The sequence below is a fragment of the Sphingomonas sp. BL2 genome, from assembly GCF_056680015.1.
In genome coordinates this window covers 2,846,754-2,868,022 of sequence record NZ_CM155261.1, presented here as the reverse complement: position 1 = coordinate 2,868,022, position 21,269 = coordinate 2,846,754, and the positions used below count along the sequence as shown (strand labels likewise).

Annotated in this window: 15 protein-coding genes and 1 tRNA gene; 12 read left to right on the top strand and 4 right to left on the bottom strand. The window is 65.7% G+C overall.

Going from position 1 to position 21,269, the window contains the following annotated elements; translation table 11 throughout:
* Positions 1-8 precede the first annotated feature (8 nt).
* On the bottom strand, positions 9-2,258 hold the full coding sequence (gene parC, locus AC1ME3_RS13390; RefSeq protein WP_480953535.1) for a DNA topoisomerase IV subunit A: 2,250 nt from the start codon (positions 2,256-2,258) through the stop codon (positions 9-11).
* Positions 2,259-2,381: 123 nt separating this feature from the next.
* Here parC and AC1ME3_RS13385 point away from each other — a divergent pair, with 123 nt between their 5' ends.
* The 5 genes from AC1ME3_RS13385 to purQ all read left to right on the top strand — a co-directional run bounded on the left by AC1ME3_RS13385 (position 2,382) and on the right by purQ (position 6,325).
* Positions 2,382-3,302, top strand: coding sequence for an alpha/beta hydrolase family protein (locus tag AC1ME3_RS13385; protein WP_480953534.1), 921 nt, complete (start codon positions 2,382-2,384; stop codon positions 3,300-3,302).
* Complete coding sequence (gene kynU, locus AC1ME3_RS13380; RefSeq protein ID WP_480953533.1) at positions 3,299-4,513, top strand: kynureninase; 1,215 nt, start codon at positions 3,299-3,301, stop codon at positions 4,511-4,513. Before AC1ME3_RS13385 ends, kynU begins: the two co-directional genes overlap by 4 nt.
* Before the next feature lie 136 nt (positions 4,514-4,649).
* Positions 4,650-5,429: a phosphoribosylaminoimidazolesuccinocarboxamide synthase gene (gene purC / locus AC1ME3_RS13375; RefSeq protein WP_056050712.1), complete on the top strand. Its 780-nt coding sequence runs from the start codon at positions 4,650-4,652 to the stop codon at positions 5,427-5,429.
* Entirely contained in the window at positions 5,430-5,660 is a 231-nt protein-coding gene (purS, locus tag AC1ME3_RS13370) for a phosphoribosylformylglycinamidine synthase subunit PurS (protein WP_056050714.1), read from the top strand.
* Entirely contained in the window at positions 5,657-6,325 is a 669-nt protein-coding gene (gene purQ, locus AC1ME3_RS13365; RefSeq protein ID WP_480953532.1) for a phosphoribosylformylglycinamidine synthase subunit PurQ, read from the top strand. The genes purS and purQ overlap by 4 nt, the downstream gene beginning before the upstream one ends.
* Positions 6,326-6,439: 114 nt before the next feature.
* Here purQ and AC1ME3_RS13360 read toward each other — a convergent pair whose 3' ends face one another.
* Positions 6,440-7,195: a queuosine precursor transporter gene (locus tag AC1ME3_RS13360; RefSeq protein ID WP_480953531.1), complete on the bottom strand. Its 756-nt coding sequence runs from the start codon at positions 7,193-7,195 to the stop codon at positions 6,440-6,442.
* Between the two features lie 61 nt (positions 7,196-7,256).
* On the opposite strand from AC1ME3_RS13360, the gene AC1ME3_RS13355 reads away from it, so the two are divergent.
* The 5 genes from AC1ME3_RS13355 (at position 7,257) to AC1ME3_RS13335 (ending at position 11,967) form a co-directional block, all read left to right on the top strand.
* Positions 7,257-7,333, top strand: a tRNA-Arg gene (locus AC1ME3_RS13355).
* 294 nt (positions 7,334-7,627) lie between these two features.
* The gene (locus AC1ME3_RS13350) at positions 7,628-8,797 is read left to right on the top strand and encodes a fumarylacetoacetate hydrolase family protein (RefSeq protein WP_480955834.1); all 1,170 of its coding nucleotides are present in this window, start codon (positions 7,628-7,630) and stop codon (positions 8,795-8,797) included.
* 22 nt (positions 8,798-8,819) lie between these two features.
* The gene (xylB, locus tag AC1ME3_RS13345; RefSeq protein ID WP_480955833.1) at positions 8,820-9,587 is read left to right on the top strand and encodes a D-xylose 1-dehydrogenase; all 768 of its coding nucleotides are present in this window, start codon (positions 8,820-8,822) and stop codon (positions 9,585-9,587) included.
* On the top strand, positions 9,571-10,479 hold the full coding sequence (locus AC1ME3_RS13340) for an SMP-30/gluconolactonase/LRE family protein (protein WP_480953530.1): 909 nt from the start codon (positions 9,571-9,573) through the stop codon (positions 10,477-10,479). Before xylB ends, AC1ME3_RS13340 begins: the two co-directional genes overlap by 17 nt.
* A 72-nt stretch (positions 10,480-10,551) precedes the next feature.
* A complete protein-coding gene (locus AC1ME3_RS13335) occupies positions 10,552-11,967 on the top strand; it encodes a sugar porter family MFS transporter (RefSeq protein ID WP_082452776.1) in 1,416 nt (471 codons plus the stop codon).
* Positions 11,968-12,571: 604 nt separating this feature from the next.
* Here AC1ME3_RS13335 and AC1ME3_RS13330 read toward each other — a convergent pair.
* Both AC1ME3_RS13330 and AC1ME3_RS13325 read right to left on the bottom strand, forming a co-directional pair.
* Positions 12,572-14,350, bottom strand: coding sequence for an IlvD/Edd family dehydratase (locus AC1ME3_RS13330; RefSeq protein ID WP_480953529.1), 1,779 nt, complete (start codon positions 14,348-14,350; stop codon positions 12,572-12,574).
* An 81-nt stretch (positions 14,351-14,431) separates the two neighbouring features.
* Positions 14,432-15,523 carry a LacI family DNA-binding transcriptional regulator gene (locus AC1ME3_RS13325; protein ID WP_136190613.1) on the bottom strand — a complete coding sequence of 364 codons (1,092 nt, stop codon included), beginning with the start codon at positions 15,521-15,523 and terminating at the stop codon, positions 14,432-14,434.
* Positions 15,524-15,937: 414 nt separating this feature from the next.
* On the opposite strand from AC1ME3_RS13325, the gene AC1ME3_RS13320 reads away from it, so the two are divergent.
* Positions 15,938-17,491, top strand: a complete 1,554-nt coding sequence (locus tag AC1ME3_RS13320; RefSeq protein ID WP_480953528.1) for an aldehyde dehydrogenase (NADP(+)) — start codon at positions 15,938-15,940, stop codon at positions 17,489-17,491.
* A 355-nt stretch (positions 17,492-17,846) separates the two neighbouring features.
* The gene (locus AC1ME3_RS13315; RefSeq protein ID WP_480953527.1) at positions 17,847-20,966 is read left to right on the top strand and encodes a PAS domain-containing protein; all 3,120 of its coding nucleotides are present in this window, start codon (positions 17,847-17,849) and stop codon (positions 20,964-20,966) included.
* Positions 20,967-21,269: the final 303 nt, after the last annotated feature.

Sequence of the window (21,269 nt, the reverse complement as noted above, 5' to 3'; positions counted from 1 at the left end):
CTCATCCATTATCCGAATCGATTATCGCGCGGAAAGCCCGTCGGCGGCATCCGCCCGGCGGCTCCGCGGGCAGCGCGCCATGGCCCAAGGTCTGATTCGGTCCGAGTGCGGCCGGTGCCGCCGCCCATCGCCCAGCTGAGCCCTTCGGCAAAGACGAACGTGATCGCGTCCGCCAGTCCGCCGTCGCGATATCGCTGCAACTGCAGCCCCTGCCCGCGAGTCATCTCGACCAGTTCGGCGAACGGAAACACCAGCATCTTCCGATTGTCGCCGATCGCCGCGACATAGTCGTCGTTAGGGCCGATCGGCCGGACGATCTTCAGCTGCGCGCCTGGCCGGGGCGTCATTACCGTCTTGCCCTTGCGCGTCTCGGCGACGACTTCTGCCGAACTCACCGAGAAGCCGCGCCCGTCGGTCGCCACCACCAAGAGTTTGGGATGTTTGCTCGCGGGCAGCAACGCGACGATGCCGATGCTGCCGTCGAGATCGATCATCGCCCGCACCGGCTCGCCGAAGCCGCGGCCGCCGGGCAGCTTGTCCGCCGCCAGCGTGTAGAACCGCCCGTTCTCGGCGGCGAGCAACAGCTTGTCGGTGGTCTGTGCATGGAACGCATAGGCCGGGCCGTCGCCCTCCTTGAACTTCAGCGCCTCGGGGCTAGCCAGATCGTTGTGCCCCTTCATCGCCCGGATCCAGCCGCGCTGCGACAGGATCACGGTGATCGGCTCGCGCTCGATCATCGCCTCGAGCGGGATATCGCGCGTCGGCGCGTGCTCCTCGATCGTCGTACGTCGTTTGCCGAGAGGGGTCTCCAGACCATAGCGATCGCGGATCTTCGCCATGTCACGCTTCATCCGCGCGCGCTGTTTCTTCGGGTCGGCGAGCAATGCCGCCAGCGTCGCCTGCTCCTTGTCGAGCTTGTCGCGCTCGGTCTTGATCTCGAACTCTTCGAGCCGCCGCAGACTGCGCAGCCGCATGTTGAGGATCGCCTCGGCCTGGCGATCGGTCAGCGCGAACTCGGCGATCATCACCTTTTTCGGCTCGTCCTCGGTGCGGATGATCTCGATCACGCGGTCGAGATTGAGGTACGCGATCAGATAGCCGTCGAGCAGCTCGACGCGGTCGGCGATCTTCGCCAGCCGGTGCTCGGTGCGCCTGCGCAACACGACGAACTGGTGATCGACCCACGCCGCCAGTGCCTCGCGGAGCGACATGACTCGCGGGGTACGATCCTTGTCGAGCACGTTGAGGTTGAGGCTGATCCGCGTTTCGAGATCGGTCAGCCGGAACAGCCCGTCCATCAGGATCTGCGGATCGACCGTGCGGCTGCGCGGTTCGAGCACGATGCGGATTTCGGTATCCGATTCGTCGCGCACGTCGGCGAGGATCGGCAGGCGCTTGGCGTTGATGAGGTCGGCGATCTGCTCGATCAGCTTGCCCTTCTGGACGCCGTACGGGATCTCGGTGACGATCAGCTGCCAGCCACCGCCCTTCTCGCGCTCGGTTTCCCAGCGCGCACGGACGCGAAAGCCACCACGTCCGGTCGCATAGGATTCGCGGATCACCGCCGGCGGATCGACGACCAAGCCACCGGTGGGGAAATCGGGCCCCTTCACATGCTCCAGGATCGCGGCATCGTCCGCGTCGGGCGTGTCGATCAACACGATCGCCGCCTCCAGCAACTCGGCGGCGTTGTGCGGCGGTATGCTCGTCGCCATGCCGACCGCGATCCCGCTCGCGCCGTTCGCCAGCAGGTTCGGGAACAGCCCCGGGAACAGCTCGGGCTCGTGGTCCTCGCCATTATAGGTGGGGCGATACGCGACTGCGTCCTCGTCGAGCCCGTCCATCAGGTCGATCGCGACCTGCGTCAGCCGTGCCTCGGTGTAGCGGTAGGCGGCGGCGTTATCGCCGTCGATGTTGCCGAAATTGCCCTGCCCGTCGACCAGCGGATAGCGCATCGCGAACGACTGCGCCAAACGCACCATGGCGTCGTAGACCGACTGGTCGCCGTGCGGATGATATTTGCCGATGACGTCCCCGACGACGCGTGCGCACTTCTTGTACCCCTGCGCGGGATCGAGCTTGAGCAGCCGCATCGCCCAGAGCAGGCGCCGATGCACCGGCTTCATCCCGTCGCGCACGTCGGGCAGCGACCGCGCGGTGATCGTCGATAGCGCATAGACGAGATACCGCTCGGACAGCGCGCTGTCGAAGGGGGCGTCGACGATGGAGTCGAACGGATCTTTGAAATCGGTGGCCATTGCGCGCAGCGATAGCAGCCGGGAACGAAACGATCAAAGCATGAACGTACGAAGCGGCCTGCGCGTTCGATCACGACGATATGCCCGCATGACGCGGTCGATCGAGCCCGCTACACCAACCTTATGATCCGCCTCGCCTTTCTCGCGCTTGCCGCAATGTCCACGCCCGTCATAGCGCAAACGCCCGCTCCCCCACCGCCCAAGCTGTTGACCTGGCCCGACCTGACGAAGCGGCAGAAACCGACGCCCGATGCGACCGTCGACTATGGCATCGATCAGATGCAGAAGGTCGACGTCTGGCTTCCTAAGGGCAGGACCAAGGGGCCGTTCCCCGTGGTCGTGATGGTGCACGGCGGCTGCTGGACGACGAGCATCGCCGATCGCAGCCTGATGAACTGGATCGCCGACGACCTCCGCAACACCGGCGTCGCGGTCTGGAACATCGACTATCGCGGTGTCGACCGCACCGGCGGCGGCTATCCGGGGACGTTCGCGGACGCTGCGATGGCTGCGGACCAGCTCAAGGTCAACGCGAAGAAGTATAACCTCGACACGCGGCGTGTGCTGGCGATCGGCCACTCGGCTGGTGGCCACCTCGCGCTTTGGCTCGCCGCCCGCCCCAACATCCCCGCGTCGAGCATCCTCCACACCGCGCACCCACTCCGTATCCGCCACGTCATCAGCCTCGGCGGTCTGCCCGATCTCGAAGCCACCGCGACCAACGCCGACAATGGCTGCGGCACCGAAGTCGTCGCAAAACTGGTCGGCGCGCCTACCCCGCAGCACCCGGACGTCTACGCCGACACCTCGGTCCCGCGCCTGCTGCCGCTCGGCGTGAAGCAGGACCTGATCAACGGCCGCGAAGACCGGATCATCCCATTCGTCATGGCGACCGACTATATCGCCAAGGCCAACGCTGCCGGCGACACCGCCACGCTCCACACGATCCCGGCGACCGGCCATGTCGAACTGATCGCGCCGGAAACGCCCGCTTGGGCCGAAGCCAAACGCCTGATCTTGGCCTATTTTGGAAAAACCCAGTGACTCTCGAAGACGCCCGCGCACTCGACGCGACCGACCCGCTCGCCGAGTACCGCGACAAGTTCGCGCTGCCGGAAGGCGTGATCTACCTCGACGGCAACTCGCTCGGTGCGCTGCCCAAGGCCACGCCCGCAGCGCTCGCCGACGTCGCCACCCGCCAATGGGGTAACCGCCTCATCCGCAGCTGGAACGAAGGCTGGATCGACGCACCCCAGCGGATCGGCGCTAAGATCGCGCCCCTGATCGGCGCGGGCGAGGACGAGGTCATCATCGGCGACACGACCTCGACGCACCTTTTCAAGGCGTTGGTTGCCGGGCTGCGCAGCAATCCGGAGCGTCACACGGTCTTGAGCGAGGCCGGTAACTTCCCCACCGACCTGCACATCGCCGAGGGCGCAGTCGCCTGCGTCCCCGGCGCGCGGTTGAAGGTCGTCGCCCGCCAGGACCTCGCCGCAGCGCTCGACAACGACACCGCGGTGCTGCTGCTCACGCACGTCCACTACAAGACCAGCGACCGCTTCGACATGGCCGCCTGGACCGCGCGCGCGCACGATGCCGGCGCGCTCATGCTCTGGGACCTGAGCCACAGCGTCGGTGCGGTCCCGATCGACCTCGACGGCGCGAACGCCGATCTCGCGGTCGGCTGCACGTACAAATACCTGAACGGCGGCCCCGGCGCGCCTGCGTTCCTCTACGTAGCGAAGCGCTTGCAGGACGCGCTCGCCAGCCCGCTATCCGGCTGGATGGGCCACGCCGCGCCGTTCGCGTTCGAGGATGCCTACCGCCCCGCCCCCGGCATGAAGCGCTGGCTCGCCGGCACCCCCGCGATGCTCTCGACCGCCGCCCTCGAAACCGCACTCGACCTCTGGGCCGACATCGACCAGCACGCCGTCGCCACCAAGAGCGCCCAGCTGTTTGATATCCTCGCTGCAGCAGGCGACGCGCTTGGCCTCGACTGCGTAAGCGCCCGAGACCCCGCCAAACGCGGCAGCCACATCAGCTTTCGCCACCCGCACGCCTACGAACTGACCCAAGCCCTCATAGCCCGCGGGGTGATCGGCGATTTCCGCGATCCCGATATCCTTCGCCTCGGCCTGACACCTCTGTATCTCAGCCACGAAGACGTCTGGCGCGCCGGCGACATCCTGCGCGAAACGCTCGAAACCGAAGCCTGGCGAGACCCCGCCTTCGCCGAGCGCCTCGCTGTCACCTGACACCGCGCGAAGCCGCGATTGCACCCCCCGCACCCTTCGCCTATAGGCGCGGCCTATTCCGGCCTCGGCTTCGCGGTACATAGCGCGTAGGCTGGGGCCGCTCGATTTTCATCGCTCGATTTCCAGGGGACCGCGCATGGCTCGCCGCCGCCAGATCTACGAAGGCAAGGCCAAGATCCTCTACGAGGGTCCCGAACCAGGCACGCTGATCCAGTATTTTAAGGACGACGCGACCGCGTTCAATGCCCAGAAAAAGGGCACGATCAACGGCAAGGGCGTGCTCAACAACCGGATTTCCGAGCACATCTTCACGTTGCTCGATCATATCGGCGTGCCGACGCACTTCATCCGCCGGCTCAACATGCGCGAGCAGCTGATCCGCCAGGTCGAGATCGTCCCGATCGAAGTCGTCGTGCGCAACGTCGCCGCGGGTTCGATCTCGACGCGGCTCGGGATCGAGGAGGGCACCAAGCTGCCCCGCACGATCATCGAATATTATTACAAGGACGATGCGCTCGGCGATCCGATGATCTCCGACGAACACATCGCCGCGTTCGGCTGGGCAAGCCAGGAGGAGATGCACGACATCGCCGACCTCGCGATCCGCGTGAACGATTTCCTGTGCGGGCTGTTCGCCGGCGTCGGCATCCGCCTCGTCGACTTCAAGCTCGAATTCGGCCGCATCTTCGACAACGACTTCGGTCGCATCATCCTCGCCGACGAGATCAGCCCCGATGGCTGCCGCCTGTGGGACATGGAAACCAACGAGAAGATGGACAAGGATCGCTTCCGTCGCGATCTCGGTGGTGAAGTCGAGGCGTATCAAGAGGTTGCACGCCGTCTCGGCCTGCTGCCCGAGGGTGCGGACAATGCCGTCCTCGACCTCGAAAAGCATCGCAAGAACCGGGGCAAGTAAATGAAACTCAAGGTTTTCGTGACATTGAAGCCCGGCGTGCTCGATCCGCAAGGCCGGGCGATCCACCACGCGCTCGGCAGCCTCGGCTTCGACGGCGTGCAGGACGTCCGCCAGGGCAAGCTGATCGAACTGGAAGTCGCCGACGATACCGACGACGCGACGATCGACGGCATGTGCCGCAAGCTGCTCGCCAACACGGTGATCGAGAATTACCGGGTCGAGCGCGCATGAAGACCGCCGTCATCGTCTTTCCGGGCTCCAACTGCGACCGCGACATTGCCGTCGCGCTGAAGGCGGTGACCGGCGTCAAGCCGTTGATGGTCTGGCACGGTGATGCGGACTTGCCGGCGGACGTCGGCCTGGTCGCGGTCCCCGGTGGCTTCTCTTATGGCGACTACCTGCGCTCGGGTGCGATCGCGGCACGGTCGCCGATCATGCGCGCGGTTGTCGAGCAGGCAGGGAAGGGTTTGCCCGTGCTCGGCGTCTGCAATGGCTTCCAGGTGTTGACCGAAGCGGGGCTCTTGCCCGGTGCGTTGATGCGCAACGAGGGGTTGAACTTCGTCTGTCGCGACGTTGAGTTGACCGTCGAGACGGCAAGCTCGACGTTCACGTCGAGCTACACGGCCGGCGAGCGCGTCTCGTTCCCGGTCGCGCATCACGACGGCAATTACTTCGCCGATACCGAGACGCTCGACCGCCTCGAAGGCGAAGGCCGCGTTGCGTTCCGTTATGCCGAGAGCGTCAACGGTTCTGCGCGCAACATCGCGGGTTTGCTGAACGACAAGGGCAACGTGCTTGGCATGATGCCGCATCCGGAGCGTCGTATCGAGGCGGCGCACGGTGGCGTCGATGGTCGTCGTTTGTTCGAGGGTCTGCTCGAAGCCGTCAGCGCTTAACCAACTCCGTCACATCCCCCTTCCGTTCGCCCTGAGCGAAGTCGAAGGGCCTGAGACTCAGGTGCTTCGACTTCGCTCAGCACGAACGGAGGGGGACGTAGAAACTTCGGACCGTCAAACCCGAGTCCGGAAGGGCGAGAAGTCCGTCCCCCGGTCGTACACATCGACCCCTTCGCGCCGCTTCAACCAGCCTACTGCCAAATAGGTCAGCGGCGTAAGCAGCACCTCCCAAGATACCTTCAGCAAAAACTGGCTGACCATCACCATCAGCATCGCCTCTACGGGCCAATCAGGCGCGCCATAGAAGGCAAGCGGGTAGAAGATCAGGCTGTCGAAGGCCTGCCCGACGACCGTGCTGCCGATCGTCCGCGTCCACAGCATCCGCCCCTGCGTCCAAATCTTCATCCGCGCCAGCACGAAGCTGTTGGCGAACTCGCCGACCCAGAATGCGCAGATCGACGCGAAGACGATCCGCGGCACTTGGCCGAACACGGACTCGTACGCAGCTTGACCGGTCCATCCGGCATCGGGCGGCAGCGCGACGACGACCGCCGACATGAACACCATGAACAGCATCGCACCGAATCCCGCCCAGATGCAGCGCCGTGCGTACGCATAGCCGTACACCTCGGTCAGGACGTCGCCGATCACATAGCTGACAGGAAAGAAGAGAATGCCCGCGCCGAACGGCCATGCGCCGATGAACGGCAGGTCGATCACAGCGCGCTTGCCCGCGCCGATCACGTTCGACAGCAGCAGGATCGTCACGAACGCCGCCATTACGAAGTCGAAATACCGAAACTGCACCCCACCGACTGCATTCGCGTCGACCGGTTCGAGCCCGCGCGCCTGATCCGTTCCAATTTCCATGCTCGGCGTTATGATCGAGGTTCCAAGCCTGCACAATCCGCGCTAGTCGTCGCCGCAGCGCGCGCCCGTAGCTCAGCTGGATAGAGCAAGGAGCTTCTACCTCCTCGGTCGGGGGTTCGAACCCCTCCGGGCGCGCCAACTCGCAAGCCGCCCTTGTTGTGCTTTGAGCACCCTTAGGACCTCGCGCATCAGTGCCATGCTAGGCGCGATGATATCGATACCACAGTTTTGGTAGCCCCTTTGAGGTTTTCCGTACGCAGTTATCGGCTGCCGGACACAGCCTTCCCATATTTTAATTGTGCGATTAATCGGTCGCGTTTACTTGAATCGTTGTGACGTCTGTGATGGGTCACCGACGCGACGTCAGGATTGGGGACTTGACGCTGACGCTACGCAGCATACGGTACCGCTAACAAAAACGGAGGGGATAACATCGTGGAGATCGCATTCACGTCGACGGGGGCTTTGCCCGTCGATTGGGAACAGGCCGCGTTGCTCGGTCGTATCGACCTTGGTGACGGTCCGACGCCCGTGATCGTTCGCGGTGGCCGTGTGTATGATATGTCCGCCGTCGCGTCGACAGTCGCCGATCTGATCGCGGGTGGGGATTTCGATACCGATGCCGGCGCGAATCTCGGGGCCCTCGGCGACTTGAACCTGACGCCAGCGGCCGATGGCAAGACCCGTCTGCTCAGCCCTATCGACCTGCAAGTGGTCAAGGCATCTGGCGTAACCTTCGCCGTATCCGCGCTCGAACGCGTGATCGAGGAACGCGCGCGCGGTGACGCATCGGCAGCCACTGCGGTCCGCGCCCGCCTCGAAGAACGCGTCGGTGGCAGCATCCGCTCGGTCGTGCCGGGCTCGCCCGAAGCCGCCGCGCTGAAGGCCGCGCTGATCGAAGACGGCATGTGGTCGCAATATCTCGAGGTCGCGATCGGTCCCGATGCGGAGATCTTCACCAAGAGCCCGACGTTGTCGACGATCGGCTGGGGTGGCGAGATCGGCATTCGCTCCGACTCCACCTGGAATAACCCCGAACCGGAAGTAGTCCTAGTCGTCGACCGCACCGGCAAGACGGTCGGCGCGGCGCTCGGCAACGACGTCAACCTGCGCGATTTCGAGGGGCGCTCGGCGCTCCTGCTCGGCAAGGCCAAGGACAACAACGCGTCCTGCTCGATCGGGCCGTTCATCCGGCTGTTCGACGAGAATTTCGGCATGGACGACGTCCGCGCCGCGCAGATCGCGCTGACGATCGAAGGCGCAGATGGTTACCGCCTCGACGGTAGCAGCTCGATGGACCAGATCAGCCGCGATCCCGAGGAACTCGTTCGCCAGGCTATGAGCGAGCATCAGTATCCGGACGGCTTCGTGCTGTTCCTCGGCACGTTATTCGCACCGACGCAGGACCGCGACGAGCCAGGCCGCGGCTTCACGCACGCGGTCGGCGATGTCGTCACCATCTCGAACCCAAAGCTCGGCGCGCTGGTCAATCCGGTGACGACATCGAAGGATGCGGCGCCGTGGAACTACGGGATCGGCGACCTGATGCGCAATCTCGCGAGCCGGGGGCTGCTCGGCCATACCAAGAATCAAGGGGCGTAAGCGCGTGTTGCAGAAGACCGAAATGGCCGACCAGACGGCGATCTATCCGAGCCTGAAGGGCAAGCGCGTCCTGATCACCGGCGGCGCGTCGGGGATCGGCGCCGGTCTGGTCGAGGCGTTCGCGCGCCAGGGTGCATATGTCGCGTTCGTCGACATGGCTAAGGACGCCGCGGACGCGCTGATCGAGACGCTGACGCCCGACGTCGCGACCGCGCCGATATTCCTGCCGCTCGACCTGCGCGACGTCGATGCGCTGAAGACGACCGTCGCGACGATCGAGGACCGGCTCGGCGGGATCGACGTGCTGATCAACAACGCCGCGAACGACGATCGCCACACGATCGAAGAGATCACGCCTGCCTATTGGGACGAGCGGATGGCGACCAATTTGCGCCATTTGTTCTTCGCAGGGCAAGCCGTGGTGCCGTCGATGAAGCGTGCGGGCGGCGGCGTGATCCTCAATTTCGGGTCGATCTCGTGGCATCTCGCGCTGCCCGAACTGCTGATCTACCAGACCGCCAAGGCCGGCATCGAAGGCATGACCCGTGCGATGGCGCGCGATCTCGGCGGCGACGGCATCCGCGTCAACACGATCGTTCCGGGCAACGTCGAGACGCCGCGCCAGCTGAAATGGTACACGCCCGAAGGCGAGGCCGAGATCATCGCGGCGCAGTGCCTCAAGACCCGCGTCCAGCCTGCGGACGTCGCGGCGTTGGTGCTGTTCCTCGCGTCGGACGATGCGCGGATGTGCACCGGCCACGATTATTTCGTCGATGCCGGGTGGCGCTGAGATGAGCCACGAGGTTCCCGTCGAAACGACCGCGGAAAGCATCTGCGACGTCGGTGCGACGCTCGGCGAGGGCCCGATCTGGATCGCGCGCGACGCAGCGCTCTGGTTCGTCGACATCAAGTCGCCGTGCGTGCACCGGTTCGATCCGGCGACGGGAGCGCTCGACACCTGGAAGGCGCCAGACCAGATCGGCTGGATCATTCCGGCAGACGATGGCGGGTTTCTCGCCGGCGTCCGTGGCGCCCTCCACCGGTTCGATCCCGCGACCGGCGCATTCGACGAGATTGCGGTCGTCCATCCCGAGACTCCTGGCAATCGTCTCAACGATGCCGCGCGCGATGCCACCGGGCGCGTGTGGTTCGGGACGATGGACAATGCCGAGGCCGAGGACACCGGCCACGTCTATCACTGGCATGACGGTGAATTGACCAAGACGGAGATCCCGCCCGTCGCGATCACCAACGGCCCGGCGATCTCGCCCGACGGCCGCACGCTGTATGCGGTCGACACGCTCGGCAAGCGGATCGACGCCTACCCGATCGACGCGGACGGTAATGTCGGCGAGCCACGCCTTTTCCTGACGATCGGACCGGACGATGGCCATCCCGATGGTGCGATCTGCGATTCCGAGGGCGGAGTCTGGGTCGGGTTCTTCGGCGGTTGGGCGGCACGCCGGTTCGCGCCGGACGGCACCTGCACCGACGTCGTCCGCTTCCCAGTCGCGAACATCACCAAGATCGCGCTCGGCGGTCCCGACGGTCGTACCGCCTATGCGACGACCGCCGCGAAAGGCCTCGACGACGAAGCGCTCGCAGCCCAGCCGCTCGCTGGAAACCTGTTTACCTTCCGCGTCGCCATTCCCGGCGTCCCGGTCGAACCCGTCACACTTTAGTGCAACCCATTTTACGACACCCCATTCACGATAAGCGTCGCCGTTAGAGCGCCGTCACGGAGAGGAAAACCAATGACTATAGCGGCAGAATCCGCGCCCCAAGTGAACCGAGCCCTGATTGCGATGATCGTCATCGTCGCGACCATCGGCGGGTTCATGTTCGGCTATGACTCGGGCGTCATCAACGGCACGCAGGCGGGGCTCGAGAGCACGTTCGCGCTGTCGTCGCTCGGCACCGGCTTCACCGTCGGTGCGATCCTGATCGGCTCGTCGGTCGGCGCGTTCATGGCCGGGCGGCTTGCCGACAACCTCGGCCGCCGCAACGTCATGATGATCGCCGCCGTCCTCTTCATCGTCAGCGCGCTCGCTGCGGGTGCGGCAACGTCGGCGACGATGTTCGTGCTCGCCCGCATCGTCGGCGGTCTCGGCATCGGTGCCGCCAGCGTGCTCGCCCCGGTCTACATCTCCGAAGTCGTCCCCGCGAACGTCCGCGGCCGGCTTTCGAGCGTGCAGCAGATCATGATCATCACCGGCCTGACCGGTGCGTTCGTTGCCAACTGGTATCTCGCCCGCATCGCGGGATCGTCGACCGCGTTGTTCTGGCTCGATTACCCGGCATGGCGCTGGATGTTCTGGATGCAGGTCATCCCCGCCGCGATCTATCTCGCGACGCTGTTCCTGATCCCCGAAAGCCCGCGCTTCCTGGTTCTCAAGGGCCGCTACGACGAGGCGCAGGTCGTCCTTACCCGCCTTTTCGGTGCCGCCGAGGCCACGCGCAAGGTCGCTGAGATCCGCGGCTCGCTGTCGGTCGACGCGCATCGCCCCAAGCTGTCCGACCTGATCGACAAGGCGAGCGGCAAGATCCGCCCGATCGTCTGGACCGGCATCGGCCTCGCGATCTTCCAGCAGTTCGTCGGCATCAACATCGTGTTCTACTACGGCTCGGTGCTGTGGCAGTCGGTCGGCTTCAGCGAGAGCGATGCGCTGCTCATCAACATCCTGTCGGGCTCGCTGTCGATCATCGCCTGCCTGCTCACGGTCGCTTTGGTCGACAAGGTCGGCCGCAAGCCGCTCCTGCTGATCGGTTCGGCCGGCATGACCGTCGCGCTCGCGATCGTCGCGATCTGCTTCGCCAGCGGCGCGATCGTCGAGGGTTCGCTGCACCTGTCGGATCGCAACGGCCTGATCGCACTGATCGCAGCCAATGCGTATGTCGTGTTCTTCAACCTGAGCTGGGGCCCGATCATGTGGGTCATGCTCGGCGAGATGTTCCCGACGCAGATCCGTGGTTCGGGCCTTGCCGTCGCCGGCTTCGCGCAGTGGTTCGCCAACTTCGCGATCTCGGTGAGCTTCCCGACGATGGCGATCTCGCTCGGCCTGTCGCTCACCTACGGCTTCTACGCCCTGTCCGCGTTCGTCTCGTTCTTCTTCGTCTGGAAGATGGTTTCGGAAACGCGTGGCCGCGAACTGGAAGACATGGTGGGGTGAAGCCGACCACCGGACCGCGGCTTGGGTCGTGGTCCGGTTAGGTCCGATGGCTCATGCCGAAGTTGGACTTGGCCTGTGTTGTGTCAGACAGCCAACGACCCCACCCCCAACCACCCCGGCGGAGGCCGGGGCCCAGTTGGCAAGGCGGAAGTAACGGCGGACCTTCCTCCGTCAGCAACGTCCCCCAAATGGGCCCCGGCCTCCGCCGGGGGGGCGTGAGATAAAGTCACTCGAAGACCTGAGCTTCAGACGCCCCTGCCTTTCTACTTCACTTAGCAGGCTTGCGTCACTCCAGCGAAAGCTAGGGTATTTCACAGGCAGAGGCGCCCGTCACAGTAAGATCCCAGCTTCCGCTCGGATGACGGGGGCAGGGATCGGCTTTGCGGGACTAGCGTGTGTAGATTGCCTGGACGGGACGAGTTGCGAAGGTCCTCCGCAACGTTGCCAGCATCCTCGCCACTTCCTCCGTTATCTTCGCTTAGGCGGAAAACCATACCGGTTCCCCCTGATAGCGCAGCGTTAGGCGGTCGTAGGGACCCGCCTGCGTAAGACAACGATCAGTCACAAGACGAAGAGCGAGGCACAGGCCCCGCCCCCCGCACTCTCAGTGGTTATGTCGAGGCGTCTTCGCGGAAATCCCGCGATACTTCACCGCGAAATCGAGCACGCCGCCCTCGGCGAGCTGCCCGGTCTTCTCGCGGTACAGCTCCTCCCACGGCGTATTGCTCCCGGGCACCGGTGGCAGGCCCTCGCCCTTCCGTCGCGCGATCTCGTCGGGCTCGATCAGCGCATCGCAGGTGCCCGCAACCAGATCGATCCGCACCACGTCGCCCGTTCGGATCCACGACAGTCCGCCGCCGACAGCACTTTCAGGCGACACGTTCAGGATCGAAGGACTGTCCGACGTCCCCGATTGCCGCCCGTCGCCAAGCGTCGGCAGCGCCAGCACGCCGCGCTGGATCAGCGCGTCGGGTGGCTGCATGTTGACGACTTCCGCCGAGCCCGGCCAGCCGATCGGCCCCGCGCCGCGGATCACCAGGATACAGCCCTCGTCGATGTCGAGCGCAGGATCGTTGATCCGGTGGTGATAATCGTCCGAGCCCTCGAACACGATCGCCCTCGCCTCGAACCGATCCTCGGCGCCAGGCGTCGAGAGATACCGCGCACGGAATGCCGGCGAGATCACCGACGTCTTCATGATCCCGAAATCGAACAGATTACCCTTCAGCACCAGGAAACCGGCGCGCTCCATCATCGGTGCGTCGAACGGCTTGATCATCTCGCGATCGCGCGTCTCGCGCCCCGCGATGTTCTCGCCGATCGATCGCCCGGTGACGGTCAGGCAGCTCGTATCGAGTTTCCCGCCCGCGATCAGCTCGTGCAACACCGCGGGCACGCCGCCAGCGCGGTGAAACCGCTCGCCGAGATACTTGCCCGCCGGCTGCATGTTGACCAGCAACGGCAGGTCATACCCATGATCCGACCAGTCCTCAGGGTACAGCGTCACCCCGGCATGCTGCGCCATCGCCATGATATGCGGCTGCGCATTGCTCGACCCGCCGATCGCGCTGACCACGCGGATCGCGTTGAGGAAGCTGTCGCGCGTGAGAATCTTCGACGGGCGCAGATCCTCATACGCCATCTCGACGATCCGCCGTCCGGTCTCGTACGCCATCTGCCCGCGCTCGCGGTAGGGCGCAGGGATAGCTGCGCAGCCGGTCAGCGACAGACCCAAGGCTTCCGCCACCGCGTTCATCGTCGAGGCGGTGCCCATCGTGTTGCAATGCCCGGCGGACGGCGCGCTGTCGGTGGCGCGGTTGAGGAATTCTTCCTCGTCGATCTCGCCCGCGGCCAGCTTGCGCCGGCTGCGCCAGATCACCGTTCCCGATCCGACCAGCTCGCCGTCATGCCAGCCGTCGAGCATCGGCCCGCCCGACAGCACGATCGCGGGGATATCGACGGTCGACGCCGCCATGATCCCCGACGGCGTGGTCTTGTCGCACCCGGTGGTCAGCACGACCGCGTCGATCGGATAGCCGTACAGCGTCTCGACCAGCCCCAGATATGCCAGGTTGCGATCGAGCGCCGCGGTCGGCCGCCGGCAGTTCTCGAAGATCGGATGGACCGGAAACTCCATCGCGATGCCGCCTGCGTCACGGATCCCGTCACGGGTTCGCTTGGCGAGTTCGAGATGGATGCGGTTGCAAGGGCTCAGGTCACTGCCCGACTGCGCGATGCCGATGATCGGTCGCCCCGAGCGCAACTCCGCCGGGGTAAGCCCGTAATTCATGAAGCGTTCGAGATAGAGCGCGGTCATGTCCGAGCGGGCGGGATCGGCGAACCAGTCGCGCGATCGGAACGGCTTCACCGGTACACGGTCCACTGCAAACTCTCCCGAACGCGGTTGATTATCTGATGGGAGCGCTACCGCGACGGTCGTCGGTCGGTCAAGCGCCAGTCGATGCTATGCGTGAACGCGAGATGGTGGTCGGCGACGCGGCGCAGCGTCCGACTGACGGCGCACCAGCGTGTAATCGAGAACGACATGGCCGTTCGCATCCTTGCCGCCGCTGCGACGATTGAAGATCGCCGAGACGAGCAGTTCGACCGCCGCGCGCGACATGTCGGCGATCGGCTGGTGGATCGTCGTCAGTTCGGGCCAGATCGTCGTCGCGAGCGCGCTGTCGTCGAACCCGCACACCGTCAGGTCGCCCGGCACGTCGAGACCCCGCCGATGCGCGACCGCGACGGTCGCCGCCGCCATGTCGTCGTTGCTGGCGAAGATCGCGGTGGGCGCGTCCTTAGCGTCGAGCAATTGCTCGGCACCGTCGAGACCGGAGCGATAGGTGAACAAGCCGCCCACCACCAGCGACTCGTCCGGCGCCAGACCGGCATCGGCGATCGCCGCGAGATACCCCTCGTGACGAAGCCGGCTTGCGGTCTGGTTCGGGTTGCCGATAATGAATCCGATCCGCGAATGACCAAGTTTAACAAGGTGTTCGGTCATCGCGCGGGCCGCTTCGAAATCGTCGATCGTGACCGCTGCCGATCCTTCCGGTGGGGACCCGGTCGCGACGACCACGGTCGGCACGCCGGCCTCCGTCAGCACGTCGAGCACCGCGCGCGAATCGCACAGCGGCGGCGGCAGGATGACGCCGTCGATCCCGCTCTCGATCATGTGCCGCGCAACCTCGATCTCATGGTCGCCGATGTCGCATTTCTCGACGATCAACTGCACGTCGCTGCGGCTTGCCTGTTCGAGGCTGCCGACCAGGAACTCGCTCAGATACGCAGCGCTCGGGTTGCTGTAGAGCAGGCCGATCCGCATCTGCCCGCCGCCGGCCAGGCTGCGCGCGGCGCGGTTGGGCGCGTATCGAAGCGTATCGATCGCGACGTTGACCGCCTCGCGCGTCGCCTCCCGGACCTTCGCTTCCCCGTTGATGACGCGCGAGACGGTCATCGGTGAAACGCCTGCGAGAACCGCGACGTCGGAAATGGTGGGTGCGCCGCTTCTGCGGCCCGAAGTGTTGCGCGGCTTGCGCGTGGCGAGGCTCATGCCGCGCTTTTTAGCAGGTGATTGCAATATTATCAGCATGTAATCTCGATCAACGTAGTCGTATACTCAGAGAACATAGCGCCGCGGCGGTTCGCGCTTGCGTGTTATCGCTCCCAAGATTAGTCGGACAATCGGTTTTGCCGTACCGGGCAGCAAGCACACAGGGGACGGACAGGGAGTGCACGTGCGATACGATCTGATCCGTACACTCTACCCAAGCCATGGCCTCGGTGTCACATTGCCGTCCGTGACTGCTGCTACACACTGGAACCTGGTTCGCCTTCGCACCACATTGGAGCAGGTAGCCGAGAGTGATAGCGCGACCTTTGCGGCCGCCGCGCATCTTAGCCGACGATTTCCCGACGCACCGCCGTTCCGGTTGGCGCGTCCCTCGATTTGATTTGGAGAACTGACATGGACGGTACCTTCCCGATCGGCGCGCGCGCCGTAGACAGCGACGTCACCTTCCTCGCGATCGACCCGTCGACCGACGCGAAAATCGAGCCTGCCTTTGCCGTTTCGAGTGAAGAAGACGTCGCGGAAGCCTGCAAGCTCGCCGAAGCAGCGTTCGACATTTTCCGCGAAACCGATCCCGAAACGCGCGCGAAATTCCTCGAGACGATCGCCGACGAGATCGAGGCGATCCACGAGCCGCTCGTCGCCCGTGCGATCCAGGAGAGCGGCCTGCCCCGCCCACGTCTCGAAGGCGAGCGCGGCCGTACCACCGGCCAGCTCCGCCTGTTCGCCAAGCACCTCCGCGCCGGCACCTGGGCCTCGGTCATCATCGACGAAGCGCAGCCCGATCGTAAGCCCGCCCCCCGCTCCGACCTTCGCCAGCGCCGCATCGCGGTCGGCCCGGTCGCGGTGTTCGGTGCATCCAACTTCCCGCTCGCCTTCTCGGTCGCTGGCGGCGACACCGCCTCCGCACTCGCCGCCGGTTGCCCGGTCGTGGTCAAGGGCCACCCTGCGCATCCCGGCACGTCGGTGATGGTCGGCAAGGCGATCCAGGCCGCAGTCGCCAAGTGCGGCCTGCCCGAGGGCGTGTTCTCGTTGGTCCAGGGTCCGGCGAACGAACTCGGCGCAGCACTCGTCAAGGACGCGCGCATCAAGGCGGTCGGCTTCACCGGCTCGCGCGGCGGTGGCCTTGCGCTGGTGGCACTCGCCGCAGCGCGCCCCGAGCCGATCCCGGTCTATGCCGAGATGAGCAGCGTCAACCCGGTGATCCTGTTCCCAGAGGCGCTTGCGGCGCGCGGCGAAGCGCTTGGCAAGGCCTATGTCGGCTCGCTGACGATGGGCTCGGGCCAGTTCTGCACGAACCCCGGCATCGTCGTCGCGGTCGACGGTCCCGACCTCGACACCTTCGTCGAAGCCGCCGCTGCTGCGCTTGGCGAGGCTGCGCCACAGGTCATGCTCACCCCCGGCATTCACGCCAGCTACGACAAGGGCGTCGCCGCGCTTGCCGGTCATGACGCGGTCGAGACGCTCGCCCGCGGCACCGAGGCCGAGGGCGCAAACCGCGGTCGTGCGGCGTTGTTCTCGACCACCGGGAAGGCGTTCGTCGCCGACCCGGCGCTGTCGCACGAAGTGTTCGGGGCTGCCTCGATCATCGTCCGTTGCGCCGACCTCGCCGAGGTCCGCCAGGTTCTGGAGCAGGTCGAGGGTCAGCTGACGATCACGTTGCAGATCGACGAAGGCGATTATGCCGACGCTGCGACGCTGGTGCCGGTACTCGAGCGCAAGGCCGGTCGCATCCTCGCGAACGGATGGCCGACCGGCGTCGAGGTTGCTCCTGCGATGGTGCATGGCGGGCCTTTCCCCGCGACGTCGGACCCGCGCACGACCTCGGTCGGCACGGCGGCGATCGAGCGCTTCCTGCGCCCGGTCTGCTACCAGGACCTGCCCGATGCGTTGTTGCCGAAGGCGGTCAAGTACGACAACCCGCTTGGTCTTCCACGCACTGAAGGCTGATCGGAAGAGAGAAGGAAGGGCGCGCTGCCGAACGACAGCCCGCCCTTCCGTGTTCTCCCGCGAAGGCGGGAGCCCAGTCTGGGTCCCCGCCTTCGCGGGGAAACATTTTTAGGTTCGAACGCGGTTTACTGGCCACCATCCCGGCTTACCGGCCACCACCCCGGCGAAGGCCGGGGCCCAGTTGGAAAGGTGGTCGTAACGAAGGGCAACGCTCCGTTAGCGACGTCCCCCAGCTGGGCCCCGGCCTTCGCCGGGGTGGGGCTAAGTGGGTATGCCCGGATCGATGCGCGATCCGCCACCTCCCCCAACACCCCTAATCATTGACAGGCGTGCGCGCGATACCCACTAGTCCGGCATGACAACGCCTGACTCGTCGCGCACCATTTCCCTGCCCGCAGACCTTGGCAGCTACATCGACGAATTGATCGACGGAGGGCATGGCGACGCCGCCGCCATCGTCCGCACCGCGCTCCAGCAGATGCGCGACCGCGACGCCCTTCAAAAGCCCGCCGAGATCCTGATCGGCGGCGGCGAATGCGGGATGCTCGTCCGCCAGCGCGATTGGAGCGCGACGTCACTCGGCCCGATCGACTCGTGGCCCGCCGAGCTCCGCGTCACGCTCGCCAACATCCTCAACTCGCCCGTCGCCAAGGTCGTGATGTGGGGGCCCGAGCACATCATGCTCTACAACGACAGCTACCGCGCCGTCGCAGGAGACCGCCACCCCGCCGCGCTCGGCAGCCCGGTCGCGACCGCGTTCCCCGAAGTATGGGACTGGAACCGCGCCGTCCTCGAAGCTGGCCTGCGCGGCGAGACCGTCGCCTACCGCGACCAGCCGATCCTGTTCCAGCGCCCCGAAGGCCCCCAAACACTGACGCTCGACCTGTTCTACACGCCCGTCTACTGCGCCGGTGGCACAGTCGGCGGCGTCCTGTGCACGATGGTCGACAATAGCGGCCGTGTCGAAGCCGAGCACCGCCTCGCCGCCAGCGAAGCCGAGCTGCGCCGTGTAACGGACGCCGTGCCGATGCTGATCTCGTACATCGACCGCGACCACGTCTACCGCCTCGCCAACGCGCAATATGACGAATGGCTCGGCGTCGCGCCCGAGTCGATGATCGGCAAGTCCGTCAGCGAGGTGCTCGGCGACGCGGTGTACCAGGATCGCCGCCCCTCGTTCGAGCGCGCGCTGGCCGGCGAGAGCTTCATCGCGCAGACCGTCTTCCCGCACCGCGACGGCCGCCCGCGCCGCTCCGAATTCCGCTATGTTCCGCATTTCCAGGCGGACGGCGCGGTCGCCGGCATCTACGTGCTCGGCATCGACGTCGAGGAGCGCGCCGAACGCGAGGCCGCACTCGGCATCAGCAACGGCCGCTTCCGCACCGCGATGGACGCGGTCCACGGCGTGCTCTGGACCAACAGCCCGGACGGCCGGATGATCGGCGAGCAACCCGGCTGGGCGACGCTCACCGGCCAGTCGATCGACGAATACCAGAATTTCGGCTGGGCCGACGCGATCCACCCCGACGACGTCGCATCGACGATCAAGGCGTGGACCGCCGCCGTCCTGAACAAGTCGATGTTCGTATTCGAACACCGCGTCCGCCGCCATTGCGGGGCATGGCGCACCTTCGCCGTACGCAGCCTGCCGATCCTCGATTCGGCGGGCGAAGTCATCGAATGGGTCGGCGTCCACACTGACATCACGCATCAGCGCGCCGCCGAGGCCGCCTTGCGCGAGCAGGCCGAAGCGCTCGCGCGCCAGGTCCGCCACCGCGAGCGCGCCGAGGATCAGCTTCGCCAGCTCAACGAGACGCTCGAGGCGCGCGTCATCGCCGAGATCGGCGAGCGCCGCGAGGCCGAAGCCAAGCTCGCGCAATCGCAGAAGATGGAGACCGTCGGCAAGCTCACCGGCGGCGTCGCGCACGACTTCAACAATCTGCTCCAGGTCGTCTCGGGCAATCTCCAGCTGCTCGGCAAGAACCTCGCCGGCAACGAGCGTGCGGAGCGCTGGGTCGCCAACGCGATGGCCGGCGTCACGCGCGGTTCGAAGCTCGCCTCGCAATTGCTCGCGTTCGGACGTCGCCAGGCGCTCGAGCCCAAGGTCGTCAACGTCACGCGGTTCGTGCGCGGGATGGACGACATGCTGCGCCGCGCGATCGGCGAAGGCGTCGAGATCGAGACCGTGGTCGGCGGCGGCCTCTGGAACACGTTCATCGACCCCGCGCAGATCGAGAACGCGCTGCTCAACCTCGCGATCAACGCGCGCGACGCGATGGAGGGCCAGGGCAAACTCACCATTGAACTCGGCAACGCCCACCTCGACGACGCCTATGCCCGCAGCCACGAGGAGGTCGAGGCCGGGCAGTACGTCCTGCTCGCCGTGTCCGACACCGGCAGCGGCATGAGCCCGGAAATCATCGAGAAGGTGTTCGAACCGTTCTTCTCGACCAAGAGCGAAGGCAAGGGGTCGGGCCTTGGCCTGTCGATGGTCTACGGCTTCGTCAAACAGTCCGGCGGCCATGTGAAGATCTATTCTGAGGTCGGCGAAGGCACCACGATCAAGCTGTATCTGCCGCGCGCGATGGAGAGCGAGGACGTCGAGGTCGTCGCGGATGCGGGGCCGATCTGCGGTGGCACGGAGACGGTGCTGGTGGTCGAGGACGACGACGAGGTCCGCACCACCGTGGTCGAACTGCTGACCGATCTCGGCTACAGCGTCCTGAAGTCGGTCGACGCGGCCAGTGCGCTCAACGTGGTCGAGAGCGGCGTGCCGATCGATATCCTGTTCACCGACGTGGTGATGCCCGGAACGCTGAAAAGCCCGGAACTCGCGCGCAAGGCGAAGGAGCGGCTGCCCAATCTCGTGGTGCTGTTCACGTCGGGCTATACCGAGAACTCGATCGTGCACGGCGGCAAGCTCGATGCCGGCGTCGACCTGTTGTCGAAGCCGTATTCGCGCGAGGCGCTGGCGCGGAAATTCCGCGAAGTGCTCGCCAATCGGCAGCGAGGCGGCTCGCCTGCCGCCAAGGTCGCGCGCGATGCACGGATCGAGGCGGAGCGACGGTTGGACGCGTCGGCACGGCGCACCGTCCTGCTGGTCGAGGACGACGAGATGATCCGCGCGAACACCGCCGAGATGCTGCAAGGCAGCGGCTTCGTGGTGGTGGATGCCGCCAGTGCGGAGGACGCGATGACCGCGCTTCAGACCGTGCCGATCGACGCGCTGGTGACCGACATCAACCTGCCGGGCGTATCTGGACCGGACTTCGCCCGCACCGCGCGCGCGCTGCGGCCGGGCGTGGGGATCGTCTTCGCGAGCGGCGATACCGCGTCGGTCGAGGGCGATACGGACGCGATCATGCTGGAGAAGCCGTACGGGCTCGACGCGTTGACGGCGGCGGTGCTGGCATCGCTGGGCAAGACGGCGCTGGCGGAACCGCTTGCGGCGGACCGGGTGGACTCGGCGGAGTAAAGCCGGTCGGCAGTTTAGCGATCCTCCCCCGCAAGGGGGAGGTGGCAGGCACTTGCCTGACGGAGGGGGAGGATAAGGTGACCTCTGTTCCGTGTCCTCCCCCTCCGTCACCTTCGGCGACACCTCCCCCTGGCGGGGGAGGATCGTGAAACGGACGATCGGTCTGCATCCCCCGTCTTGAGCCGTTGGCGGCCTCAATGGTGAGCGGGTCGAACATACCAACTAACCACGTCCCCGGCGAAGGCCGGGGCCCAGTTGGGGAACGTTACTAACGGAGATGGTGCGTCGTTACTCTGACCGTTT